The sequence below is a fragment of the Bacillus cereus group sp. N12 genome (genome assembly GCF_016483575.1).
Taxonomy (GTDB): Bacteria; Bacillota; Bacilli; order Bacillales; family Bacillaceae_G; genus Bacillus_A; species Bacillus_A toyonensis.
Genome location: NZ_JAEHBO010000035.1, coordinates 1 through 20777, shown reverse-complemented (window position 1 = coordinate 20777; position 20777 = coordinate 1). Strand labels below are relative to the sequence as shown.

Sequence of the window (20777 nt, the reverse complement as noted above, 5' to 3'; positions counted from 1 at the left end):
ACGTTTAATTAAAAAAGCACAAACCCTTTTAAATTATAGGTTTGTGCTTTTTACTTAAAACATAATTGAAATTAAGAGCATTCCAATTCCGATAGAAGTAAAGGTTGCGATTAAGCCGGGAATCATGAAGCTATGATTTAAAACATATTTACCGATACCTGTTGTACCAGTGCGGTCGAAGTTAATGGCAGCAACAATTGTTCCATAGTTTGGAATGAAGAAGTATCCGTTTACTGCAGGGAACATAGCAATCAGTAATGCTGGCGGAATACCAAGAGATAGTCCAAGTGGCATTAAGGCACGAACTGTTGCTGCTTGGCTGTACAGTAAAATAGATAGAATGAATAATGCGATAGCAAATAGCCATGGTGCACTTGTAACTAAGTGCTGAATTGATCCTTGAATCATATTTAAGTTTCCGTTAAAGAAAGTATCTCCCATCCAAGCGATACCGAAAATAGCAACAACCGCTGTTGCTCCAGCTTTAAAGACGTTACCAGACACAATGCTTTCTACATTTGGTTTACAGAAAATAATAATAAGAGCTGCGATGGTTAACATAACCATTTCAATTGTGTTTGGCATGGAAAGACGAACTAACTTCCCGTCAACCATCCATCCCGGACGAAGTGCTTCAAATGAACCAAGAAGTACGACAAGGAAAGTTCCTACTAGGAAAAGAATAACTGATAATTTAGCGCCTTTTACACCTACAAATTCTTTTTTCTTTTCAAGCTTAGGAATCATACCTTCTTTTAATCGTTTTAAGTATTCAGGGTCTTCATTTAGTTCTTTCCCCATTTTACTAGCAACGAATGCAGCTACCATACAAGCGATGAAAGTAGAAGGGATACTTACTTTTAAAATATCTAATAAAGTAATTTTATAGTCAGCTAACATTGCTAAAAGGGCAACTGTGGCAGCTGAAATGGGACTAGCTGTAATTGCTTGTTGAGAAGCGATTACGGCAATTGACATTGGTCGTTCCGGTCTAATTCCTGATTCACGAGAGACTTCTGCGATAACAGGAAGTACAGAATAGGCAACGTGACCAGTGCCAGCACATAGTGTGAACAAATACGTAACAATTGGAGCGAAAAATGTAATGCGCTTTGGATTTTTTCGTAAAGCTTTCTCAGCTAGATGAACAAGATATTCCATTCCTCCAGCGGCTTGCAAAGCACCAGCGGCAGTAATTACTGCTAAAATCATAAGCATTACATCGATAGGAGGAGCGGTTGGTTGTAAGTGGAAGACAAAAACGAGTATTGCCATACCAACTCCACCCATTACTCCTAAGCCAACTCCGCCTAGGCGTGCACCAATAAAAATGCAGAGTAATAAGGTAAGAAATTGTAGCCAAAACATGATAAATTACCTCCGAAATTCATAAGTTAAGATATATTCGAATAATTTAATTTAAATGAAAATTAGTGAAATATCCGAAGGGATCTTTGATTTATATACGTTTTTTATTATATAACATAAAAAAAGTAACATTCACGTATTTTGTTAAATTATTTCGAAAAAATAATACATTGGAATTTTATATTTATATCTCTAAATAAGTAGACATTTTAATTTAAATGTTGTAACCTTGGAAAGAGAATAATTTAATTCTCATAGAACTCCCATATCGTTCAACTCGTTCAGCGAGAAAGGCAAACTGATGGAAACATGAGGGCGCAAAACTATAGGGGCTAAGGTCGAAAGGCTATGCTAGCCAGTTACCGGACGGATAGGGTTGGTCTTGACCAATGCTTTTTACATTGGTCTTTTTTTATTCTCGAACATATTGAGAATCATTTCAAACAAAATATTGATATATTTTGTTTTTTTGTTTTAAGTAATTAAGGAAGGTGAATATTGATGAAAAAGTATTGGCATAAGTTATCGTTTCTTCAAAAGAACGTCTTATTAACTGTATTAGTTATTTTGACGCTTGTTGGAAGTATGGGAGCGTTAAGTTTCAATTTGTTTCAAAATAGTATGATGTCTTTATTTGAAAGGCAGTCTATTGAAACCGGAGAGATAGTAGTACATGACTTGGATACAGAATTAGTTAAAGATATGGCGAAAGATCCTACAACCGAAAGAGTGAAAAAAGAAAAGTTAACAGAGCAATTAGATGAAGTGACAAAAGGTTTAAAAAGTGTGGGACAAACGTATGTTACAGGAGCAAAGCCAAATGAAAAACGAGAATTACAACTCGTTGGTTTGACTACAGAGCTAACAAATGCAGTGCCTGTAAAGCCGGGAGATTATTATGAACAACCGACTCATTGGATGGATGCATATGATAAAGTGATGGACACGAAAAAGGCCCAAATGACAGAAGTATATGAAGATGAATTAGGTTCGTGGGTGACAATATTAGAACCAATTAAAGATGGAGAAAACAATATTGTTGCAATTGTTGCGGCTGATTTAGATGCTTCTATCGTTCCTAGTACAAAGAAGAATTTTATGATACAAGGTTTACTCTTTATTATTATTTCATTAGCAATCGCGACTATTGCTCAATTCTTTATCGTACGTAACTCGTTAGCTCCATTAAAAGATTTACGAGAGGGATTACGTAAGATTGGTGAAGGTGACTTAAGTATTAAATTAAAAGAAAGACCAGATGATATTGGAATTATTAATGTTTATTTCAATGATACAATTGAGAAATTTAAAGGAATTATAGATAAAGTTAGGCAGACCGCTGAGCAAGTTTCTTCTTCTTCACATGAATTGTCGGCAAGCACAGAGGAAAATAGCATGGCAGTTCAAGAGATTGCAAGTTCTATTGAAGGTTTAAGAGTAGGGGCACAGTCTCAAGAAACTTCAGTCCAACAATGCTTAGGAATTGTGCATGGAATGGAAGATAAGGTAGAAGAGATAACTGGAGCTGCGAAACAAGTTGCGGTTGCCTCAGAAGGTATGGAGCAACATTCAATTGAAGGTAATGAAGTGATTGGACAAATTATTAATCAAATGAGTTTAATCCAAAATGCAGTGAAAGATTTATCTTCTATTATTTATTCGTTAGAAACAAGATCAAAAGAAATTAGTGATATTGTAACTGTAATTACAGGTATTTCAAATCAAACAAATTTATTAGCTTTAAATGCTTCTATTGAAGCTTCTCGTGCTGGAGCAGCTGGAAGAGGATTTGCAGTTGTTGCTGATGAAGTACGTAAATTAGCAGAACAAACTGAAACGTCAGCGAAAGATATAGCAAAATTAATTAGTGAAACACAAGCTGAAACAGAAGAGGCTGTAGTTTCAATGCAAAAAGGTTCAAAAGAAGTAGAATCTGGAATTTCACTTGTTCAAAGTAGTGGTGCTTTCTTTGAAAAAATTTCAAAATCAGCACAATCTGTTAAAAATCAAGTGAAAGCTGTTTCTGGCAATTCGAGTGATATTTTACAAAATAGCCAGAATATCGTTCAAGTCGTAAATGAATTATCACATATTGCAAATACTTATGCGAATAGTAGTAGTAATGTTGAAGAAAGCATGAAGGAGCAAGAAATATCAGTACAAGATATTGCAGAATTAGCGACTTCTTTAAGTTGGCTTTCTCAGGAATTGCAAGAGCTAATTGGTGAGTTTAAAAGCCAATAAGGAAAAGTGAAATTTTAATCAAGGGGGTAGCCCCCTTGATTATGAGTTGAACAAATCTGCCCGTTAATACGGGATAAAAAAGGTGTGAATTTTCACACCTTTATTATATTTAGGAGAGGAATTTACATAAATATGAAATTAGCGATTTCTTATAATGAGATGGTAAAAGAATTTTTAGGGAAAGTAGAAGGGAGTATTCAAATACCTAAAGATGCGCAAAAGATAGAGTTTGGAATAAAAAGAAAAACTATACCATTTCCAAAATTGACTCATATTGTAGATTTAATAGGAGCAGCTGCGACGTGGTTATATCATGTTTCTAAAGAAAAACATATTGTCGTGCTATATCATGTAAGAGGAAGTTTATTTCCGATTACTATTAAAGTTTCTAATTTTCTCTCCTATGAAAGTTTGAATTTGCAGATTGAAGAGCAGCTGGAACAAATTAAAGAAATGAATGAGGAAGAAATAGAAGAGTTTCAAAACGGTAATACATTATATGAAATGTCATCTATTATTATTGGTGAAACATATTATGAGCTACAAGACACAAATACATTACAATTTGTATTTGGTAAAAATATGCAAAGTGTAGAAATAATATATAATAGTGTTAATTGGAAAGAGACAACGATTACTCGTTATGCACAACAAATACAAGGTATTTTAATTGATTCATCACAAAATGCGAATAAACATATAAAACATTTTAATGTTATTACAGAGGCCGAGATGGCACTTTATAGTCAAGTGAATGATACGACAGCAGTATATCCTGAGAAAAGTATCGTCGATATGTTCTATAATACTGTTACTCAATTTCCAAATCGTATAGCTTTATCTTCAAGGGAAGGTACTTTAACTTATGAGGAGCTAAATAAAAAAAGTAATCAAATAGCTCATATGTTAATGAAAAACGGCGTCCAATTAGGAGACTATGTTGGAATATTTATGAAACGTAGCATAGAGACAGTAGTAAGTATGGTAGCTATATTAAAAGCTGGTGCAGCGTATGTTCCGATTGATCCAGATTATCCGGAAAGTAGAATACAGTACATTATTCAAGATAGCCAAGCGAAAGTTATATTGATGAAAGAGACGCCTATAACATGTGATGGGGTTCAAACAGTTTCAATGTATGATAGTGAAACTTATGAAGATATAGATGTACAGTTGTCTATTCATTGTGATGATGTAGCTTATATGATTTATACATCTGGTTCAACAGGGAATCCAAAGGGAACGATGTTAGCACATAGAGGCGTTGTTAATCTGTACACTTGGATGCAAAAGCAATATGAATTGACAGAAGAGGATGTATTTGCCCAATTTCCTTCCTTTAGTTTCGATGCTTCTGTATGGGAGTCATTTGCTTCTTTATTCTGCGGAGGAAACTTGTATGTATTATTAGAGGAAGAGCGATTGTCTGTAGAAGCATTTGCAAATGCAATCTATAAAGTGAAAGCAACTTCGATCTTGGCATTAGCGACAATTTTTGTTCGACAAGTAGCAACTTATTTAGCAGAAGAAGATATATATAAGCTAGCTTCCCTGAAAAGAATTGCGATTGGCGGTGAAATGTTGCCTGTAGAGGTTATTAAATTGTGGAGAGAAAGAATAAATACAAATGTTGAAATTCATAATGTATACGGACCGACAGAATGTACTGTAGTGACGACAACCTATAAAATACCTAATCAGTTAAATGAGGATGTTGCGAGTATTCCCATTGGTAAACCATGTGCTAATTATCAAGTTATGATTTTGGATGAGAATATGAATCTTTGTCCAATTGGTGTACCTGGTGAGTTATATATAGATTCAGTAGGATTAGCAAAAGGGTATTTTAATAAGCCTAATAAAACAATTGAAGCTTTTATTCCGAACCCCTTTAATCCTATAGTTAATATATATAAAACAGGTGATATCGTTAAGTTGCTAGAGGATGGAAATATAGAGTTTTTACATCGGAAAGATGATCAAGTAAAAATTAGAGGACATCGTATTGAACTAGGAGAAATCCAAAGTAAAATTTCTCAAAATCATAATATAAAAGAAAATGCTGTTTTTGCTAAGAAGAGCAAGGAAGGTAGCCAATATTTAATCGCATTCTATACAACTTTGAACAAAAAGGAAATACCAGAATTAGTTTATCAGTTACAAGAGCAGTTACCGGATTATATGGTACCATCTAAATTAATTTATATTAATGAACTACCACTTACACCAAATAAAAAGGTTGATGTTAAAAAGTTAGCTCAGTTAGAAGAAAAGTATGAACCGGTTCGTCTACAAGAATATGTTGCACCTTCTAATAAAGCAGAGAAACAAATAGCAAAAGCTTGGGCAGAGGTATTAGGAATTTCAAAAATTGGAGTGTATGATGATTTCTTTACAATTGGTGGACATTCGTTGAAAGTATTGAGAGTCTTAACATTGTTAAAAGAAGATTTTTCACATTTAACAATTCAAGATTTCTTTAAAGAAAGAACGATATATGGATTAGCTAGAATTGAGAGAGAAGTAAAAGTAGAGACAGAAGAAGTATTTCGTGAATATAAGGTGATTCACGAACCGAATACTATTACTTATTCGAATGTTTTAGAAGACATTAACATCTCAAATGTCTTTTTAACAGGAGCTACTGGTTATTTGGGGTCGCACATATTATATGAATTATTGAGAGATACATCTGCTACCATTTATTGTTTAGTAAGACCGACAAAAGATGTGCAACAAAGAATTATCGATACATTAACAAGCTACTTTAATGATATATGTGAAGAGTGGTTACAGCGTATACAGGCTGTACCTGGTGATTTGGGAGAAGAGTATCTTGGGATGAGCGAAGAGGAATTTATTTTAATTAGTTCTAAGGTCGATACGGTAATTCATTGCGGTGCAGATGTAAGACATTTTGGAGATGTAAAACAATTTAAAAATGTGAACGTCCAAGGCACGAACCGTATGCTAGCGTTAGCCGAGAATGGTGCTATATTCCACTTTATTTCTACAATTGGTATTCCGATAGAATTAGCGGTAGAGCAATGGGATACATATATGGAAACAGGTGATTTCAATTATAATGTAGAGTTAGAGAATGTGTATTCCGATAGTAAACTACAGGCGGAAAATCTTGTTCGTGAAGCTTTGAAGAGCGGCATACGAGGGAATATTTATCGTGCAGGTAACCTAGCATGTCATTCAGAAACGGGTTCGTTCCAACAAAACATTGAAGGAAATGCATTTTATCGTCTTATTAAAACGATGCTTCTAATTGGAAAGGCACCAAATGTGAAGTGGAAAGTTGATTTTACACCAATTGACTTTGCCAGTAAGTCGATTGTATCGTATTTACAAGATCCAAAAATTGTAGGAGAGACGTTACATATTTGCCATCCACATCAAGTTGAATTTGAACATTTTATAAAGCTAATTGAGGGGTGTGGATACAATCTTGAAATGGTTCCACTTTCGGAATATGTAAATATCGGGCTTGAATTAGCAAAAGGAAATGAAGAAATAGCAGAGTTAATTGCTTCTCAAGTTGCAGGAGATGGAGCACAGCAATCTGAAATTGTCATGGGTACTCGTAGAACAAATGAATGGATTAAGAAAAAAGAGCTGATAGTGCCAGCGATTAATAAAGAATTTATTCAGCTGTTATTAGCTCATGGTGAAAAAGTTGGATATTTTCCAAAAGTAATGAAATGATTATGTACGTTTTTGTTTGTTCAATAAAATAAATCATGCTACAATGAGAACGAATTAAGAACCGGGGAGCCAATTGGCTGAGAGGATGTAAGTATACATCGACCCTCAACCTGATCTGGATAATGCCAGCGTAGGGAGTTACTTTAAAGTGATGTAGCATAAGTTATTATAGAATAACTTGTATACAAGGCTTTCCTACATGGTAGGAAAGCCTTTTCTTTTTTTGGAAACATATTTTATAAGGGGGATTTTTATTATGTCACAACAAGTTACAATGTCATTTTCAGTAGTACCGCAAGCAAAAACAAAAGATGTATATTCTGTTGTTGATAAAGCAATTGAAGTTGTACAACAATCGGGAGTTCGTTATGAAGTAGGAGCAATGGAAACAACGTTGGAAGGAGAATTAGATGTACTTCTTGATGTCGTGAAACGTGCGCAGCAAGCTTGCGTCGATGCTGGAGCTGAAGAAGTGATTACTTCTATTAAAATCCATTATCGTCCAAGCACTGGTGTAACGATAGATGAAAAGGTTTGGAAGTACCGTGATGAATATGCAAAACCAGAAGCAATCTAAACTTATTACAACAATTTGGCTTATCCTTCTCATTGCGATATGGGAAGGATCTGTTTCATTATTTAAAATCGAACCGTGGATTTTACCAAAGCCTTCTGCCGTTGTTCAAGAATTAATTGGAATGAAGGATTTACTATTACCAAATACGATGCAAACACTGCAGGAAGTTATAATCGGACTATTTTTTGCGATTTTACTTGGGACGAGTATTGCAATTATTATGGACGTGATACCTTTATTTCGTATTTTAATAAATCCGTTGCTCGTTATTTCGCAAACGATTCCAATCGTTGTACTTGCACCGTTATTTATTATTTGGTTTGGATATGGGATGTTGCCGAAAGTAATGGTCGTCATACTCGTTTGTTTCTTCCCAATTGCGCTTAGTATTTTAGAAGGTTTTCAAACTGTAGATAAAAATATGTTGAAATTGTTGCAAACAATGAAAGCAACGAAATGGCAAATTTACCAGAAAGTAAAGTTTCCGGCAGTGCTCCCATACTTTTTCTCGGGTTTAAAAATTGCAGTTACATATAGCGTGATGGGGGCAATTATCGGAGAATGGCTCGGTGCAAGTGAAGGGTTAGGGGTTATGCTTACGAGAGCTACAAAATCTTTTTTAACTGCTCGAGTATTTGGTGTTGCAGCAATTATCGTCATGGTGACATTATGCCTGTATTTTATCGTGGAGTTTATGGCAAGAATAACAGCACCATGGATATATAGAAAGGACGGCAGAAAATGAAAAAAGGTTTAAAAATTATGTTAGCTGCTTTATTAGCAGTAAGTGTGGCTGGGTGTAATCCGGCGAAGAAAGAAGAAAGTGCAAGTAAAGATAAAAAAGTAAAAGTTGTTTTAGATTGGTTTCCAAATACGAATCATACTGGCTTATATGTAGCGAAAACGAAAGACTATTACAAAAAACAAGGGCTTGATGTAGAAATTATCCAGCCTGGTGATAATGTCACAGCAGAGCAGATGATTGCTTCTGGGAAAGCAGATTTTGCGATAAGCGCACAGGAAAATGTAACATTAGCTCGTGTTGAAGGAATCCCAGTTGTTTCTGTTGGTGCAATTATTCAGCATAATACCTCTGCTTTTGCATCACTAAAAAAAGATAATATGACGTCACCGAAAGACTTTGAAGGTAAACGTTATGGTGGCTGGGGAGGACCAGCAGAAGAAGCGACGTTAAAAACAATTATGGAGAAACATCAAGCTGATTTTAATAAAGTCGAAAAAATCATCTTAGGACAAACAGACTTCTTCAAATCAATCGGTCGTGATGCGGACTTTGAATGGATTTATTATGGATGGGATGGCATTGAAGCGAAGCGTCAAGGAAAAGAGTTAAATACGATTATGGTGAAAGACTTAGATCCAGCGCTTGATTTCTATAGTCCTGTTATTATTACGAGTGAAAAACATACGAAGCAAGATAAAGACTTCGTGAAAAAGTTTATGACTGCAACGACAGAAGGTTATAATTTTGCAATTAAAGAGCCGAAAGAAGCTGCTGATATTTTAATTAAAGCTGTTCCAGATGTGAATAAGGAATTAGTACAAGAAAGTCAAAAGTGGTTAAGTACGAAGTATCAAGATGATGCAAAAGTCTGGGGAGTACAGAAGGAAGAAGTTTGGACGAATTACATGAATTTCTTATACGACAACAAAGTTATTAAAAAGAAAATTGATGTAAAAGATGCTTTTACAAATGAATTCCTTCCAAGTGAAAAATGAGCGGATTACAAATAAAAGATATTGTGAAATCTTTCGATGGAAAGAATGTATTAGCAAATATTAGTGCCTCTATACAGGAGGGAGAGTTTGTCTCTTTTGTCGGTCCGAGTGGTTGTGGGAAAAGCACATTGTTAAATATGATTGCGAGTGTTGAAGAGCCAACGAGTGGAGAGGTATTTTATAATGAGGAACATGTGAGAAAACAAGATGTTGTAAGCTATATGCCACAACAAGATTTATTATTACCGTGGCGATCGGCTTTACAAAATATTGTTCTTCCATTAGAAATTGAGGGGAAATCTAAAAAACAAAGGTTAACAGAAGGAATGGAAGCATTAAAGCAGTTTGAGTTAGATGAATATGCGGATCATTATCCTGATGCATTATCTGGTGGTATGCGCCAAAGAATTAGCTTTCTTCGTACATACTTATGTGAGAAGCCAATTATGCTACTTGATGAGCCTTTTGGAAAATTAGATGCATTTACAAAAATGGAAGTACACAGTTGGCTTTTAAATTCTTGGCATCAAGAAAAGCAAACAATTGTTATGGTTACACACGACTTAGATGAAGCAATTTTACTTTCTGATCGCGTATTTATTTTATCTCAAAGACCAGCATCAATAGTTGGTGAAGTGCAAGTGAAATTACCTCGTCCTCGAACGATGGATATGTTAACATCATTGGAGTTAAAGAAGGATAAGGAAGAAATTTTAAGTGTATTAGCTCCTTATATGAAAAAATAGAAAAAGTCTTTTAACAGTTTTAATCGTTTCACATGAGCTTCTTTCTATGAAACGTGGATAACGAAAGTATGGAATATCGAAGAATGGAACGTTTAAAAATAATCACAAAGAAAAGGCCGTAGCTTATATAAGCTACGGCCTTTTCTTTGTGATTAACATGATTTTCGAGAACTCTTACATGAGAATTGTATGAAGAAGCACTCTTATGGTGCGCTTATAAGCGTGCTTTTTCTGCGATTATGTTTATATTTATAATAATATTAGACGCCTTTCCCTAATAGGCAACTATCTTTTTTGTATATATAGATAGCTTGAAATGGAATGAAAATTATTCCTATATATAAAGAATAAGGTGATTAGTATGGGAAGACAATAGAAATTAAAGGAAATTCATGTAAAATTCAGATGAACTTCACGCAAACTTCATATTGAAAACTAAATATAATTATAATCGGTTATTGTAATTTTAATTTGTGATTTTTCGCAAAATTAAAAGTTTGAATTTAGGAAAGATTATTCAAACCTAAATTCAAACTTTAGTGAAACAATTAAAGAATGTTACGTCTAGTTTTCGCTAATAACGGCATTTAAAAGTTCGGCAGGGTTACCTGTTCCTGCACCTCCTATTGTAATAGATCCACCAGGAGGAATTTCACGGTTCCATCCGGCATTTGTAATTACATAATGATTATTTGTTTTACTACTAATTTTAGAATCCCAAACTTGTGTTAAATTGCCGTTATAATCAAATTCTAACTTCCAGTTTTTAATAGGGCTTGTGCTGTTATTTTTAATTACAATTGAGAAGTTATAGCCACTTCCCCAATTTGAAGTAACTGAAAATGTAGCCTTACCATTACCATCAGGAGGCGTTGTGTTAGCATCATCAGTTTTTACAATAATAGAATTAGGTTGTGATTTATTCCCGGCAGCGTCCTTTGCTAGTATTGAAAAAGTGTATTCCGTATTAGGTTTCAAATTTTTAATTGTAATGCTATTTGATGTTGTACTCCATTTTTCTTCCCCAGCAGTAACTTCATATTCAGTAACTCCCACATTATCAGTAGATGCAGTCCAGCTTAATTGGACTGAGCTTGAGGTTTTATTAGTAACCACAATGTTTTTTACGTTCGTTGGTGATTCAGTATCTTTTTGACTGATAGGTCCACCAAGTAATTCGGTTACTAACGTATCAAGCAATTTTGGACCACTACAGCTATATTTTGGACTTGTGCGACAGTCACCACTAAGTTCCCAAAACATTGCTCCACTTAAACCTTTTGTTTTTATATAATCTGTTTTATATTTCATAGATTCATTGTCATCGTAGCTAATAAATGTGCCTGTAGTAGCATTGTATAAATAAGGTACTTTAGCTGTATCATTCCAATAGCGTACAAAACCATTTTTGTTTACGTAATTCGCTGCTAAATCACCGTAATCATAAACACCCGTATCACCAGTAGAATAATCATCCCAAGTACCTTTAGATGCTAGTTTGCCATCACTACCTGGTTTACATGGTTGATATTGCCCATTATTATCTTTTCCACAACTTTTCCAACCACGTCCGTAAAATGGTACGCCTAATACGAGTTTATCAGCTGGTACACCTTCATTTTTATAAACGTCAATAGCTCCATCTACGTAAAATTTCGTATCAGCTGCTGGATCATTCGGATCTTTATATAATGCGGCATTATGGTTAGAAGTTGCTTCCCAACCGCCGTGGAAATCATATGTCATAATATTAATCCAATCGAGTATTTGAGAGATTTTCTTTAACTCTGTATGATCGGCATAACGTTGACTTGCCCCTGAAGCAATTGTTAATAAATATTGTTTTCCATCTTCAGTACCGGCTTTATTTAAAGCATTTCGGACATCTTGAAGAAGGAGTGTGAAATTTTGTTTATCTTCAGGACGGTAACTACCACCAGGAATCGTTTCAACACCTGGATATTCCCAGTCTAAATCGACACCGTCAAATCCGTATACACGTAGGAAATCGACTGTTGATTCTGCGAATACTTTTCTAGTTTTTTCATCAGCTGCCATATCAGAAAATCGATTAGACCAAGTCCAGCCTCCGACGGAAATAATGGTTTTTAAATGAGGGTATTTAGCTTTTAGTCGTTTTAATTCTCCGAAGTTGCCACAACGGGCATATTTATCACAATCTTCCCAAGTTGTACCTGATCCTGGATAAGATTTTGTGACATCAGCCCAGGGCTCACCTAATACGAGAGTACCATTAGGAACTTCTTTATTTTGCAACGGTACACCAGATTCTTTACAGTTCCATGTTTGTTTATTTGGATTATCGGGATGTGTAGAAGGATTTCCATGTTTTCCATTCCAGCAAATATCAGCAAACGCATAGTTTAAATGAGTGAGCTTTGATGCATCGATGTCTGCAACTTGATAATTACGTCCGTAGATGCCCCACGAAGGAAAGTACCCAATAATTTTTTGATTTTGCGTTGGTGAATTTGCTGATGCGAGATTTGGAGTAATAAAATTTGCGAGAAAAAGAGGTAAGAAGAGTAGTAGAGATAGCAATAGTAATGTGAATTTTTTTGACCTCATAGTCATTTCCCCTTTCAAGGTAAAAGATATATTTAAAGGCATTTGCCGATAAATCAAAGTGAATCTAGACGTATGAAACGTCTAGATAAAAATGATCAGACATCACGAAGTCTATACAAGAGAGCTGGGGTGATTAAATCGTAACAAATGTAAGATTTAGTGTAAACGCTTTATTGTATGAAGAAAGACTTTCTCAATACAAAAAGGCTTTAATACAAACTGCATATGAAAATGAAAGACCGGTGAGGAAGAAAATAGCTTATTATAAATAAATTTGAGAAAAAATTGTATGAAGTCAACTTGTAATGGGGTGGTAAGATGGTGAAATTTCATATAAAATAATAGTAAAAATATGTAAGGAAGAGGATAGTGTGGATGTGTTTTTGAACATTGCTGAAGAAAAGGTTCGACAAGCAATCTGGAATGGTGATCTGGATTATATTTCGGGAAAAGGAAAACCACTACAATTAGAAGATCTTTTAATGGTACCTCTAGAGTTAAGGATGAGCTATAAAATTTAAAAAATGCGGGAATGATTCCAGCAGAAATGGACTTACAAAAGATATATTAAAAATAGAAGATTTAATTGCTTGCTGTTATGATGAAGTAGAGAGGAAAAAATTACAAGAAGGGTTAACAGCAAAAACGTTGTGTTTTCAGCAGGTAATGGAAAAGAGAAAGATAGTTCAGCATTTCGTAAATTAAGTTAAGAGGGATAAGATGAATACATTTGAAACGATAGAAGAATTAGCAACATATATTGAAGAACAGCAATTAGTACTTCTATTTATTAAAACAGAAAATTGTGGTGTTTGTGATGTCATGTTAAGGAAAGTAAATTACGTATTAGAGAATTATGATTACGTAGAGAAAATAGAGATATTACTACAAGACATGCAAGAAGTTGCGGGGCGATATGCAGTATTTACAGGGCCGACAATTTTGTTATTTCATAATGGAAAAGAGATCCTTCGTGAATCGCGCTTTATTTCACTTGAAAATTTAGAGAGAACCATTCAATTATTCGAGAATTAGGGAGGTTTTTATATGGAATTTATTATTGTCATACTATTATTTGTTGTCATTGGAATAATTGTAATAGCTGTTCGATCAAATAAAAAGAAAGTAAACCTTACGAAACAAAATAACATACATAATTCGTCTAATAACTCATCACCGCTTTTTTTCTTTGCTGGATCTGATAATAATGACAGCTCACATGATAGCAGTTCACATGACTGTGGAGGGTCTTTTGGAGGAGATAGTGGAGGTAGTTGCGGTGGTGGCGGTGATTGATAAGAATACGCCTTATATAGGCGTATTTCTTTTTTAAACAAACGTTTGATTAGTTGGCTTACATACGCACACTAACAGTTAAATAAACGTTTGTTTAATATTTTTAACATGATTAGGAGAATAGAAATGGGAAGGGAACCGAAAGTGAAAAATAAAGGGAAAATAGCATTGTTTTTATTAGTTGCTGGAGGTGTATTTCTTGTTAAACTTGGATTTAAATTTGGAACAATACATATGATCCGAACTTGGTTTGAAAGTACGTTTTCGTAAATAAGGAATATAGCCTCTTGCGAAAGAGGTTTTTCATTTGTTATCATTAGACTGAACGGTCGGTTTAAAGAGGTGTGAGTATGAGAAAAAGCGCAGAAGAGATAAAGAAGGAAATTGCATACAAAGCAGAAAATCTGTTTTCACAAAAAGGCTATGCAGCCACATCTATGGAAGATATTTGTGAAATTACAGAGCGAAGTAAAGGGAGTATTTATTACCATTTTAAAAGTAAAGAAGAATTATTTTTATTTGTAGTAAAACAGCATACGTATGATTGGCTTGAAAAATGGAATGAAAAAGAGAAGTTGTATAGTACTAGTATTGAAAAATTATATGGTCTCGCAGAATATTATGTAGAGGATATACAACAACCTATTTCGAGTGCAATAGAGGAATTTTCTATGAGCCAAGTTGTGAGCAAAGAGGTTCTAGATGAATTATTAGCTTTAACTAGAGAATCATATGTTATGTTTGAGAGATTAATCGAAACAGGTATACAGTCTGGAGAGTTTCGTGAAGAAAATGCGCGCGATTTGATGTATATTGTACATGGCTTATTATCAGGGCTTGGAGTGCTTTACTATGAGCTAGATTATAACGAGTTAAAGCGAGTTTATAAAAAGGCAATAGATGTATTGTTAAAAGGGATGGCAGCTGAATAATAAGTCAGCGGCTTTTCTTTTAAAACGAATTAGACCGAATGGTCGGTTTATAAAAGGAGGAGCGGAAATGAAAGCTTTATTTAAAAATCGAGCATTTATGCTCGTTATGGCATCCGATATTTTACAACAATTTGCGATTTGGATCAGAAATATGGCCCTATTGTATTTCATAATGGAGCGGACGAATAATGATCCAGTTTCAGTGTCACTATTATCGGTCATGGAATATGCACCTATTTTTATTTTTTCTTTCATTGGTGGCGCCTTAGCAGATCGCTGGAACCCGAAAAGAACAATGGTTGCTGGGGATGTGTTAAGTGTACTGTCTATTATAGGGATTGTTTTATTGTTAAAGATTGATTACTGGCAGGCAATATTTTTTGCGACACTCGTTTCCGCAATTGTAGGTCAGTTTTCTCAGCCTTCATCTTCACGCATATTTAAGCGCTATGTAAAGGAAGAACAGGTAGCAAATGCGATTGCATTTAACCAAACATTACAGTCATTGTTTATGATTTTCGGACCAGTTGTAGGATCGCTTGTGTATACACAACTTGGTTTGTTTACGTCACTATATAGTTTAATCATTTTATTTTTATTATCTGCTATCGCCCTTTCATTTTTACCGAAATGGATTGAACAAGAGCAAGCAGTGAAGGAATCATTAAAAAATGATATAAAAGAAGGATGGAAATACGTTCTTCATACGAAAAATTTACGTATGATTACGATCACTTTCACAATTATGGGCTTAGCTGTTGGATTAACGAATCCGTTAGAGGTGTTTCTTGTAATAGAACGTCTTGGAATGGAAAAGGAAGCAGTTCAATATTTAGCAGCAGCGGATGGAATAGGTATGCTAATCGGTGGTATTGTTGCTGCGGTTTTCGCTTCAAAAGTAAACCCGAAAAAGATGTTTGTATTTGGTATGAGTATATTAGCAATCTCATTTTTAGTCGAAGGGTTGTCCACATCATTTTGGATTACTAGTTTGATGCGATTTGGAACAGGTATTTGTTTAGCTTGTGTTAATATCGTTGTCGGTACGCTTATGATTCAACTTGTACCAGAAAATATGATTGGAAGAGTAAATGGAACCATTTTACCAATGTTTATGGGGGCAATGTTAATTGGAACATCACTAGCTGGAGGATTGAAGGAAATGACTTCATTAGTTATTGTATTTTGTATAGCGATGTCACTTATTTTATTAGCGATTGGACCAGTTCTACGCATGCAAATAAATAAAGAAGATGTCGCTAATAAAGAGGAACTAACAAATTCGTTAGCCTCGAAATAACCATTGTAAGGGAGCAGAATTGCTCCCTTTTCTTGTGGCAGTCTTTTGACAATGAAATGTACCGATTATATACTAATGTTGTAAAAACGATTTTACATGTTAGGAGAAAAGATGTGAAAAATCAAATTTATGAATTACGCACTGAAAATAATATTTCACAAGGTGCATTAGCTGATAAGTGTAGCGTATCAAGACAGACGATAAATGCAATTGAGAATAATAAATATGATCCAAGCTTAGCGTTAGCTTTTCGTTTAGCGGAAGTATTGGGAACAACTGTTGATAAACTATTTTTGTATAAGCTGTAGGGGAAAGAGAAAATAAGTCTTTTAGTTACGACATTAGTAGTTATAAGTATGCTAGCATTTTGCACTTTACTATTGGTTAATTGAACTTCAAGTAAACTGGTATGCACTATTTATTTGTAGCATCGCATAATGTTGAAGGGGCAAATGAGGAGAAGAAAGATTTAGAAAAACATGTATGAAAAACAAGTGCAAATGTTACATATTATGTACGCATTGTATTTATTTTTTGGTTTTTTTTCGCATCGGTAGGTTTTAATAAATGGATAGATTTTCATGATGTACCGCTTTTACTTACGTTATGTGCTGCTAGAGTTGTAAAGCCAGCTGTAGTGTTTTTACTTGTAAAGCGTTATCGTTAAAAATAAAGAAAGATCCTCTTCTTGTGTGAAGGGGATCTTCTTTTTATAGCGTTTTAGTTTTCGGATTAGGTGGTGTAACGGGTGTATCATTTTCAGGAACTCTAGTTAATAAGAATCCACCGATAATAAACAATACGATAATACTAAGGACACCAGCGTTTGTTTTTCCCGTTAATTGCGTTGTAACACCGACTAATACTGGACCCATGATCGCGGCAAACTTGCCAAATATATTATAAAATCCGAAGAATTCATTTGCCGATTCTTTAGGTACTAGTTTTGCAAAATAGGAACGACTAAGTGCTTGAATACCACCTTGAGAAGTGGCAACTAACATTGCTAAAATCCAGAAATCGAGTGTCGTTTTTAAGAAATAAGCATATGTGCAAATGATGATATAAATAATAATACCAACATATAGCATTTTTTTCCCTGTAAATGTTTCTGATAATTTTCCGTATAATAAAGCGAATGGACAAGCTACAATTTGTGTGACAAATAAGATGATTAATAGATTCGTTGCACTAATACCGAGATCTGTTCCGTAAGCGGTAGACATAGTAATAATTGTATCGACCCCGTCAATGTAGAAGAAATAGGCGATTAGGAACATAAAGACTGTTTTATATTCTTTAATATTTTTAAAAGTATCAGCAAGGCGTTTGAAGCTCATTGCAATTGGTCTTGGATGGCGTTCAATATAATGTGTTTGCTCTACGTTTTTTAGCATTGGAATTGTAAATAATCCCCACCAAAGAGCTGTTATTGCGAATGAAATTTGACTGGCAATGCCGACTGATAAAGGGATAGTGCCTTTTTGAGCAAGAATAATAAGAGCGATACAACCGATAAAAGGAATTGTGCTCCCAATATAGCCTAATGCAAAGCCTCGTGTAGAAATTCGATCCATTCTATCTTTAGAGGTAACATCTACTAAAAATGCATCATAAAAAATGTTTGCTCCAGCAAAACCGACTAGTGCTAGCATATAGCAACCTAGTAATAAGTACCACTGGGATGTTGGGACGACTGCTAGCATACTTGTAAATACGATGCCGAGTCCAAAGAAGAATGTGAAAAATCGTTTTTTAAACCCTTTATAATCAGCAACTGTGCCGAGAATAGGAGCAAGTATAGAAATTAAAAGTGTAGCGAATGAGTTTGCATATCCCCAATATGCTGTTGAGGTTGCACCAGATAGTCCAGCTTCTTTTGCAGCTGCTTTAAAGTAAATTGGGAATAGTGCAGTTGTAATGACGAGCGAATATACCGAATTCGCCCAATCATATAATATCCAGCTTTTTTCTTGTCTGGACATTTTTTTCATATAATGTTCCCCCTTAAATTGTTCTACTAACAGTGTACAAAAATAAAAATTATAAAAAGAGAAACAGTGATGATTTTTACATAACTTTTACATATATACACAGTTCTTTACAATTGTAGTAAATCCTCTATAATGGATCCGTCTGTTTCGCCTAAGTGCAAACCGAGTAATCTTGCGATAGTCGGACCTTCATCAATAAGTCTCATATACGGGATTGTAACGCCACTTTGAATACCTTTTCCAGCAGCGATAAAAATTGTTTCATAGTTAGGCTTTGTTGGGGAGTAACCATGAGTTCCAAATGTATATTTTTTACTAGAAGTAACATCTTTTTTAGTAATTTCTTTTATAAAATCACCGGTATAATTTTCAGTGAAATAATACCCCTCTTGTGCTTCCAACATAAATAAACAATTACCATCTGCACCGGATTCTTTCGCCGCTTCATCATGAAGTATAAATTCAATGCCATTTTGTTTATTTTGAAGCAGTTCTTCAAGAAGTAGTTGTACTTCCCGAATGGTATCCGTATCGTTTTTGTCTTTCACATATACATAGGCAGAACCGTCGCAACTTTGACAGTAGGCCTTCCAATCTACTAATTTACCTTCTTTATTTAGAGATATAAGCTCTTTTTGATGGAATAGCACATTTAATTGAATTGATTTGTTTTCACTTAAAGCGCTATGATCACCAAGGGCAATAATTGTACTTTCTTCGTATATTCCACTTTCTTCTAATGCATGAATAATTTTTCCTAGACGTTCGTCGTGCCTATGGATAGCTGCTATTGTTTCGTTAGATTCAAAGCCATGATAGTGTCTTTGTGTGTCTAAATCAGTGAAATGCACAAACATGACATTAGGCCTTTTTGTAAGGATTGTATGTACAGCAGAAGCAAGAACGAAATCATCGAGTTCAGGTTGTGATAATCCATTTCGTATATGACCGAACCGTCGATTTAAATCTAATTGGTATAGCGGGCTACCGCTAAATAATGAAACTAAAATTTGATTTTGCCACGGTCTATTTGGAAAGATTTCCGGTAAATTGTAATCAATGTTTGCTCTTCCAGTAACAGGCCAAAGAAGGGCTGCTGTCGTTAAATTTGCTTTGCGTGCTTCATCATATAATGTTGTTCCTTTTATCGATTTTCGGTACCAATGCCAATCTGGTGATTCACGTCCTGGTTGAAGTAAAGTATTGGTAACAACACCATGTTTATTAGGGTAGTTTCCAGTAACGATTGTTGAGTGGCTTGGATATGTTACAGAAGGATAAATTGGTTCTACTTTTTCTACAACCGCGCCCTTTTTTATTAGAGATTGGAAGTTAGGTAATTTTTGTAGTATAGGAAAATCTAAAGCTGATAAACAGTCGAATGATAAAATAATGACACGATTAGTTAATGCTTTATCCATAAAGTAATCCTCCTAATTATATAAAACCTATTCTTATATATTACTATTAATACCTAGTAATAAAAATATGTTTCTGAATAAAATTTATTATTTATTTTCAGAAAAATTAAACATATAATAAGTATAAGGGATTGAATGAAAGGAGGGAATACTATGGACTGGCTAGATGGATTTGGTATTTTTTACATCATTGGTGGAATCACGATTCTCCTAGTATTTGCTATTTCATATTTACTAAAGAAACGTTTTCCAGACAAACAGTTTGATATTATATTTTCACTTAGTTTAGTACTTCTTTGTTTAGCTTTCTTTCCTGTAACAATGATAGCTATTGGTGGGTGGGAAGGAATGGGATATGGATTTATTTGTTTCTTCGTTCTACTTGGTACACTTATCGGTATGGTTGCACATCAACTTGTGAAAATCGTTCGAAAGAGCTACGTATAAAACTACAAAAAATGAAAAGAATATATAAAAATAAGAAAATTAGCTATTGTTTTAAAAAAGAATTTGTATTATGATAATCAACAAATTTATTTCGTTATAACGCTGAAAAAGGACTAGTACATGTCCAACCTTTTTTGCAGAGAGAGAATCCGTTTGGCTGAAAGATTCTTAAAGGGCGATATGGAACCTACCTTTGAGTTCTGCATATGCAGCGGGAAATTCCCGTTATCAAAAAGAGAGCATATACAATTTTTGTGTATGAATCAGGGTGGTAACGCCGGCAAAGCTCGGTCCCTATTTAGGGGCGCGGGCTTTTTTGTATTTTCTAAAAGGAGGAAGACTGACTATGGCAAAAGAACAAGTGCAAGCCATTACGAAGATGGAAGAGGACTTTGCGCAGTGGTATACC

17 protein-coding genes, 2 pseudogenes, 2 riboswitches and 1 other annotated feature are annotated in these 20777 nt (G+C 34.6%); of the genes and pseudogenes, 15 read left to right on the top strand and 4 right to left on the bottom strand.

What is annotated here, in order from left to right; translation table 11 throughout:
* Window positions 1-54 precede the first annotated feature (54 nt).
* Window positions 55-1368 (bottom strand): anaerobic C4-dicarboxylate transporter family protein, encoded by a 1314-nt coding sequence (locus JDS92_RS16770; protein WP_000498727.1) that lies wholly within the window; start codon window positions 1366-1368, stop codon window positions 55-57.
* Between the two features lie 282 nt (window positions 1369-1650).
* A riboswitch (cyclic di-GMP riboswitch) is annotated at window positions 1651-1735 on the top strand.
* Between the two features lie 134 nt (window positions 1736-1869).
* Between JDS92_RS16770 and JDS92_RS16765 the strand changes: the two genes are divergently transcribed.
* The 6 genes from JDS92_RS16765 (at window position 1870) to JDS92_RS16740 (ending at window position 10389) form a co-directional block, all read left to right on the top strand.
* Window positions 1870-3612, top strand: a complete 1743-nt coding sequence (locus JDS92_RS16765; protein WP_199632182.1) for a methyl-accepting chemotaxis protein — start codon at window positions 1870-1872, stop codon at window positions 3610-3612.
* 132 nt (window positions 3613-3744) lie between these two features.
* Window positions 3745-7326, top strand: coding sequence for a non-ribosomal peptide synthetase family protein (locus JDS92_RS16760; RefSeq protein WP_199632181.1), 3582 nt, complete (start codon window positions 3745-3747; stop codon window positions 7324-7326).
* 52 nt (window positions 7327-7378) lie between these two features.
* A riboswitch (TPP riboswitch) is annotated at window positions 7379-7480 on the top strand.
* A 102-nt stretch (window positions 7481-7582) separates the two neighbouring features.
* A complete protein-coding gene (locus tag JDS92_RS16755; RefSeq protein WP_000082906.1) occupies window positions 7583-7903 on the top strand; it encodes an MTH1187 family thiamine-binding protein in 321 nt (106 codons plus the stop codon).
* Window positions 7875-8648 carry an ABC transporter permease gene (locus JDS92_RS16750; protein WP_199632180.1) on the top strand — a complete coding sequence of 258 codons (774 nt, stop codon included), beginning with the start codon at window positions 7875-7877 and terminating at the stop codon, window positions 8646-8648. Before JDS92_RS16755 ends, JDS92_RS16750 begins: the two co-directional genes overlap by 29 nt.
* A complete protein-coding gene (locus tag JDS92_RS16745; RefSeq protein WP_199632179.1) occupies window positions 8645-9643 on the top strand; it encodes an ABC transporter substrate-binding protein in 999 nt (332 codons plus the stop codon). Before JDS92_RS16750 ends, JDS92_RS16745 begins: the two co-directional genes overlap by 4 nt.
* Window positions 9640-10389, top strand: coding sequence for an ABC transporter ATP-binding protein (locus JDS92_RS16740; RefSeq protein WP_000016055.1), 750 nt, complete (start codon window positions 9640-9642; stop codon window positions 10387-10389). Before JDS92_RS16745 ends, JDS92_RS16740 begins: the two co-directional genes overlap by 4 nt.
* A 564-nt stretch (window positions 10390-10953) precedes the next feature.
* Here JDS92_RS16740 and JDS92_RS16735 read toward each other — a convergent pair.
* Window positions 10954-12978 carry a glycosyl hydrolase family 18 protein gene (locus JDS92_RS16735; RefSeq protein WP_199632178.1) on the bottom strand — a complete coding sequence of 675 codons (2025 nt, stop codon included), beginning with the start codon at window positions 12976-12978 and terminating at the stop codon, window positions 10954-10956.
* Window positions 12979-13349: 371 nt separating this feature from the next.
* Between JDS92_RS16735 and JDS92_RS16730 the strand changes: the two are divergent.
* The 8 genes and pseudogenes from JDS92_RS16730 (at window position 13350) to JDS92_RS16695 (ending at window position 17173) form a co-directional block, all read left to right on the top strand.
* Window positions 13350-13683 (top strand): annotated as a pseudogene (locus JDS92_RS16730) (DnaJ family domain-containing protein).
* 15 nt (window positions 13684-13698) lie between these two features.
* On the top strand, window positions 13699-14013 hold the full coding sequence (locus tag JDS92_RS16725; protein WP_001091216.1) for a thioredoxin family protein: 315 nt from the start codon (window positions 13699-13701) through the stop codon (window positions 14011-14013).
* Window positions 14014-14025: 12 nt separating this feature from the next.
* Window positions 14026-14274, top strand: a complete 249-nt coding sequence (locus JDS92_RS16720; RefSeq protein WP_000394360.1) for a hypothetical protein — start codon at window positions 14026-14028, stop codon at window positions 14272-14274.
* A gap of 126 nt (window positions 14275-14400) precedes the next feature.
* Window positions 14401-14544: a hypothetical protein gene (locus tag JDS92_RS16715; RefSeq protein ID WP_000532279.1), complete on the top strand. Its 144-nt coding sequence runs from the start codon at window positions 14401-14403 to the stop codon at window positions 14542-14544.
* Between the two features lie 80 nt (window positions 14545-14624).
* On the top strand, window positions 14625-15206 hold the full coding sequence (locus tag JDS92_RS16710) for a TetR/AcrR family transcriptional regulator (RefSeq protein WP_001231936.1): 582 nt from the start codon (window positions 14625-14627) through the stop codon (window positions 15204-15206).
* Window positions 15207-15273: 67 nt separating this feature from the next.
* Window positions 15274-16506, top strand: coding sequence for an MFS transporter (locus JDS92_RS16705; protein ID WP_087968986.1), 1233 nt, complete (start codon window positions 15274-15276; stop codon window positions 16504-16506).
* A gap of 56 nt (window positions 16507-16562) precedes the next feature.
* Window positions 16563-16814, top strand: coding sequence for a helix-turn-helix transcriptional regulator (locus tag JDS92_RS16700; RefSeq protein WP_080001328.1), 252 nt, complete (start codon window positions 16563-16565; stop codon window positions 16812-16814).
* A 48-nt stretch (window positions 16815-16862) separates the two neighbouring features.
* A pseudogene (locus JDS92_RS16695) lies at window positions 16863-17173 on the top strand (hypothetical protein).
* 43 nt (window positions 17174-17216) lie between these two features.
* Here the strand turns inward: JDS92_RS16695 and JDS92_RS16690 are convergent.
* Complete coding sequence (locus tag JDS92_RS16690) at window positions 17217-18500, bottom strand: MFS transporter (protein ID WP_000738837.1); 1284 nt, start codon at window positions 18498-18500, stop codon at window positions 17217-17219.
* Between the two features lie 107 nt (window positions 18501-18607).
* Window positions 18608-19921, bottom strand: a complete 1314-nt coding sequence (locus tag JDS92_RS16685) for an alkaline phosphatase family protein (protein WP_098711091.1) — start codon at window positions 19919-19921, stop codon at window positions 18608-18610.
* 153 nt (window positions 19922-20074) lie between these two features.
* On the opposite strand from JDS92_RS16685, the gene JDS92_RS16680 reads away from it, so the two are divergent.
* Window positions 20075-20368, top strand: coding sequence for a YesK-like family protein (locus JDS92_RS16680; RefSeq protein WP_000383863.1), 294 nt, complete (start codon window positions 20075-20077; stop codon window positions 20366-20368).
* 93 nt (window positions 20369-20461) lie between these two features.
* Window positions 20462-20667: a binding site (T-box leader), on the top strand.
* Window positions 20668-20777: the final 110 nt, after the last annotated feature.

What these genes read in the sequence shown, in the direction of transcription:
- JDS92_RS16755 (WP_000082906.1), top strand. Translation starts at nt 7,583, where the DNA reads ATGTCACAACAAGTTACAATGTCATTTTCAGTAGTACCGCAAGCAAAA.
- JDS92_RS16720 (WP_000394360.1), top strand. Translation starts at nt 14,026, where the DNA reads ATGGAATTTATTATTGTCATACTATTATTTGTTGTCATTGGAATAATT.
- JDS92_RS16700 (WP_080001328.1), top strand. Translation starts at nt 16,563, where the DNA reads ATGTACCGATTATATACTAATGTTGTAAAAACGATTTTACATGTTAGG.
- JDS92_RS16685 (WP_098711091.1), bottom strand. Translation starts at nt 19,921, where the DNA reads ATGGATAAAGCATTAACTAATCGTGTCATTATTTTATCATTCGACTGT.
- JDS92_RS16710 (WP_001231936.1), top strand. Translation starts at nt 14,625, where the DNA reads ATGAGAAAAAGCGCAGAAGAGATAAAGAAGGAAATTGCATACAAAGCA.
- JDS92_RS16760 (WP_199632181.1), top strand. Translation starts at nt 3,745, where the DNA reads ATGAAATTAGCGATTTCTTATAATGAGATGGTAAAAGAATTTTTAGGG.
- JDS92_RS16680 (WP_000383863.1), top strand. Translation starts at nt 20,075, where the DNA reads ATGGACTGGCTAGATGGATTTGGTATTTTTTACATCATTGGTGGAATC.
- JDS92_RS16745 (WP_199632179.1), top strand. Translation starts at nt 8,645, where the DNA reads ATGAAAAAAGGTTTAAAAATTATGTTAGCTGCTTTATTAGCAGTAAGT.
- JDS92_RS16715 (WP_000532279.1), top strand. Translation starts at nt 14,401, where the DNA reads ATGGGAAGGGAACCGAAAGTGAAAAATAAAGGGAAAATAGCATTGTTT.
- JDS92_RS16765 (WP_199632182.1), top strand. Translation starts at nt 1,870, where the DNA reads ATGAAAAAGTATTGGCATAAGTTATCGTTTCTTCAAAAGAACGTCTTA.
- JDS92_RS16750 (WP_199632180.1), top strand. Translation starts at nt 7,875, where the DNA reads ATGAATATGCAAAACCAGAAGCAATCTAAACTTATTACAACAATTTGG.
- JDS92_RS16705 (WP_087968986.1), top strand. Translation starts at nt 15,274, where the DNA reads ATGAAAGCTTTATTTAAAAATCGAGCATTTATGCTCGTTATGGCATCC.
- JDS92_RS16770 (WP_000498727.1), bottom strand. Translation starts at nt 1,368, where the DNA reads ATGTTTTGGCTACAATTTCTTACCTTATTACTCTGCATTTTTATTGGT.
- JDS92_RS16690 (WP_000738837.1), bottom strand. Translation starts at nt 18,500, where the DNA reads ATGAAAAAAATGTCCAGACAAGAAAAAAGCTGGATATTATATGATTGG.
- JDS92_RS16725 (WP_001091216.1), top strand. Translation starts at nt 13,699, where the DNA reads ATGAATACATTTGAAACGATAGAAGAATTAGCAACATATATTGAAGAA.
- JDS92_RS16735 (WP_199632178.1), bottom strand. Translation starts at nt 12,978, where the DNA reads ATGAGGTCAAAAAAATTCACATTACTATTGCTATCTCTACTACTCTTC.
- JDS92_RS16740 (WP_000016055.1), top strand. Translation starts at nt 9,640, where the DNA reads ATGAGCGGATTACAAATAAAAGATATTGTGAAATCTTTCGATGGAAAG.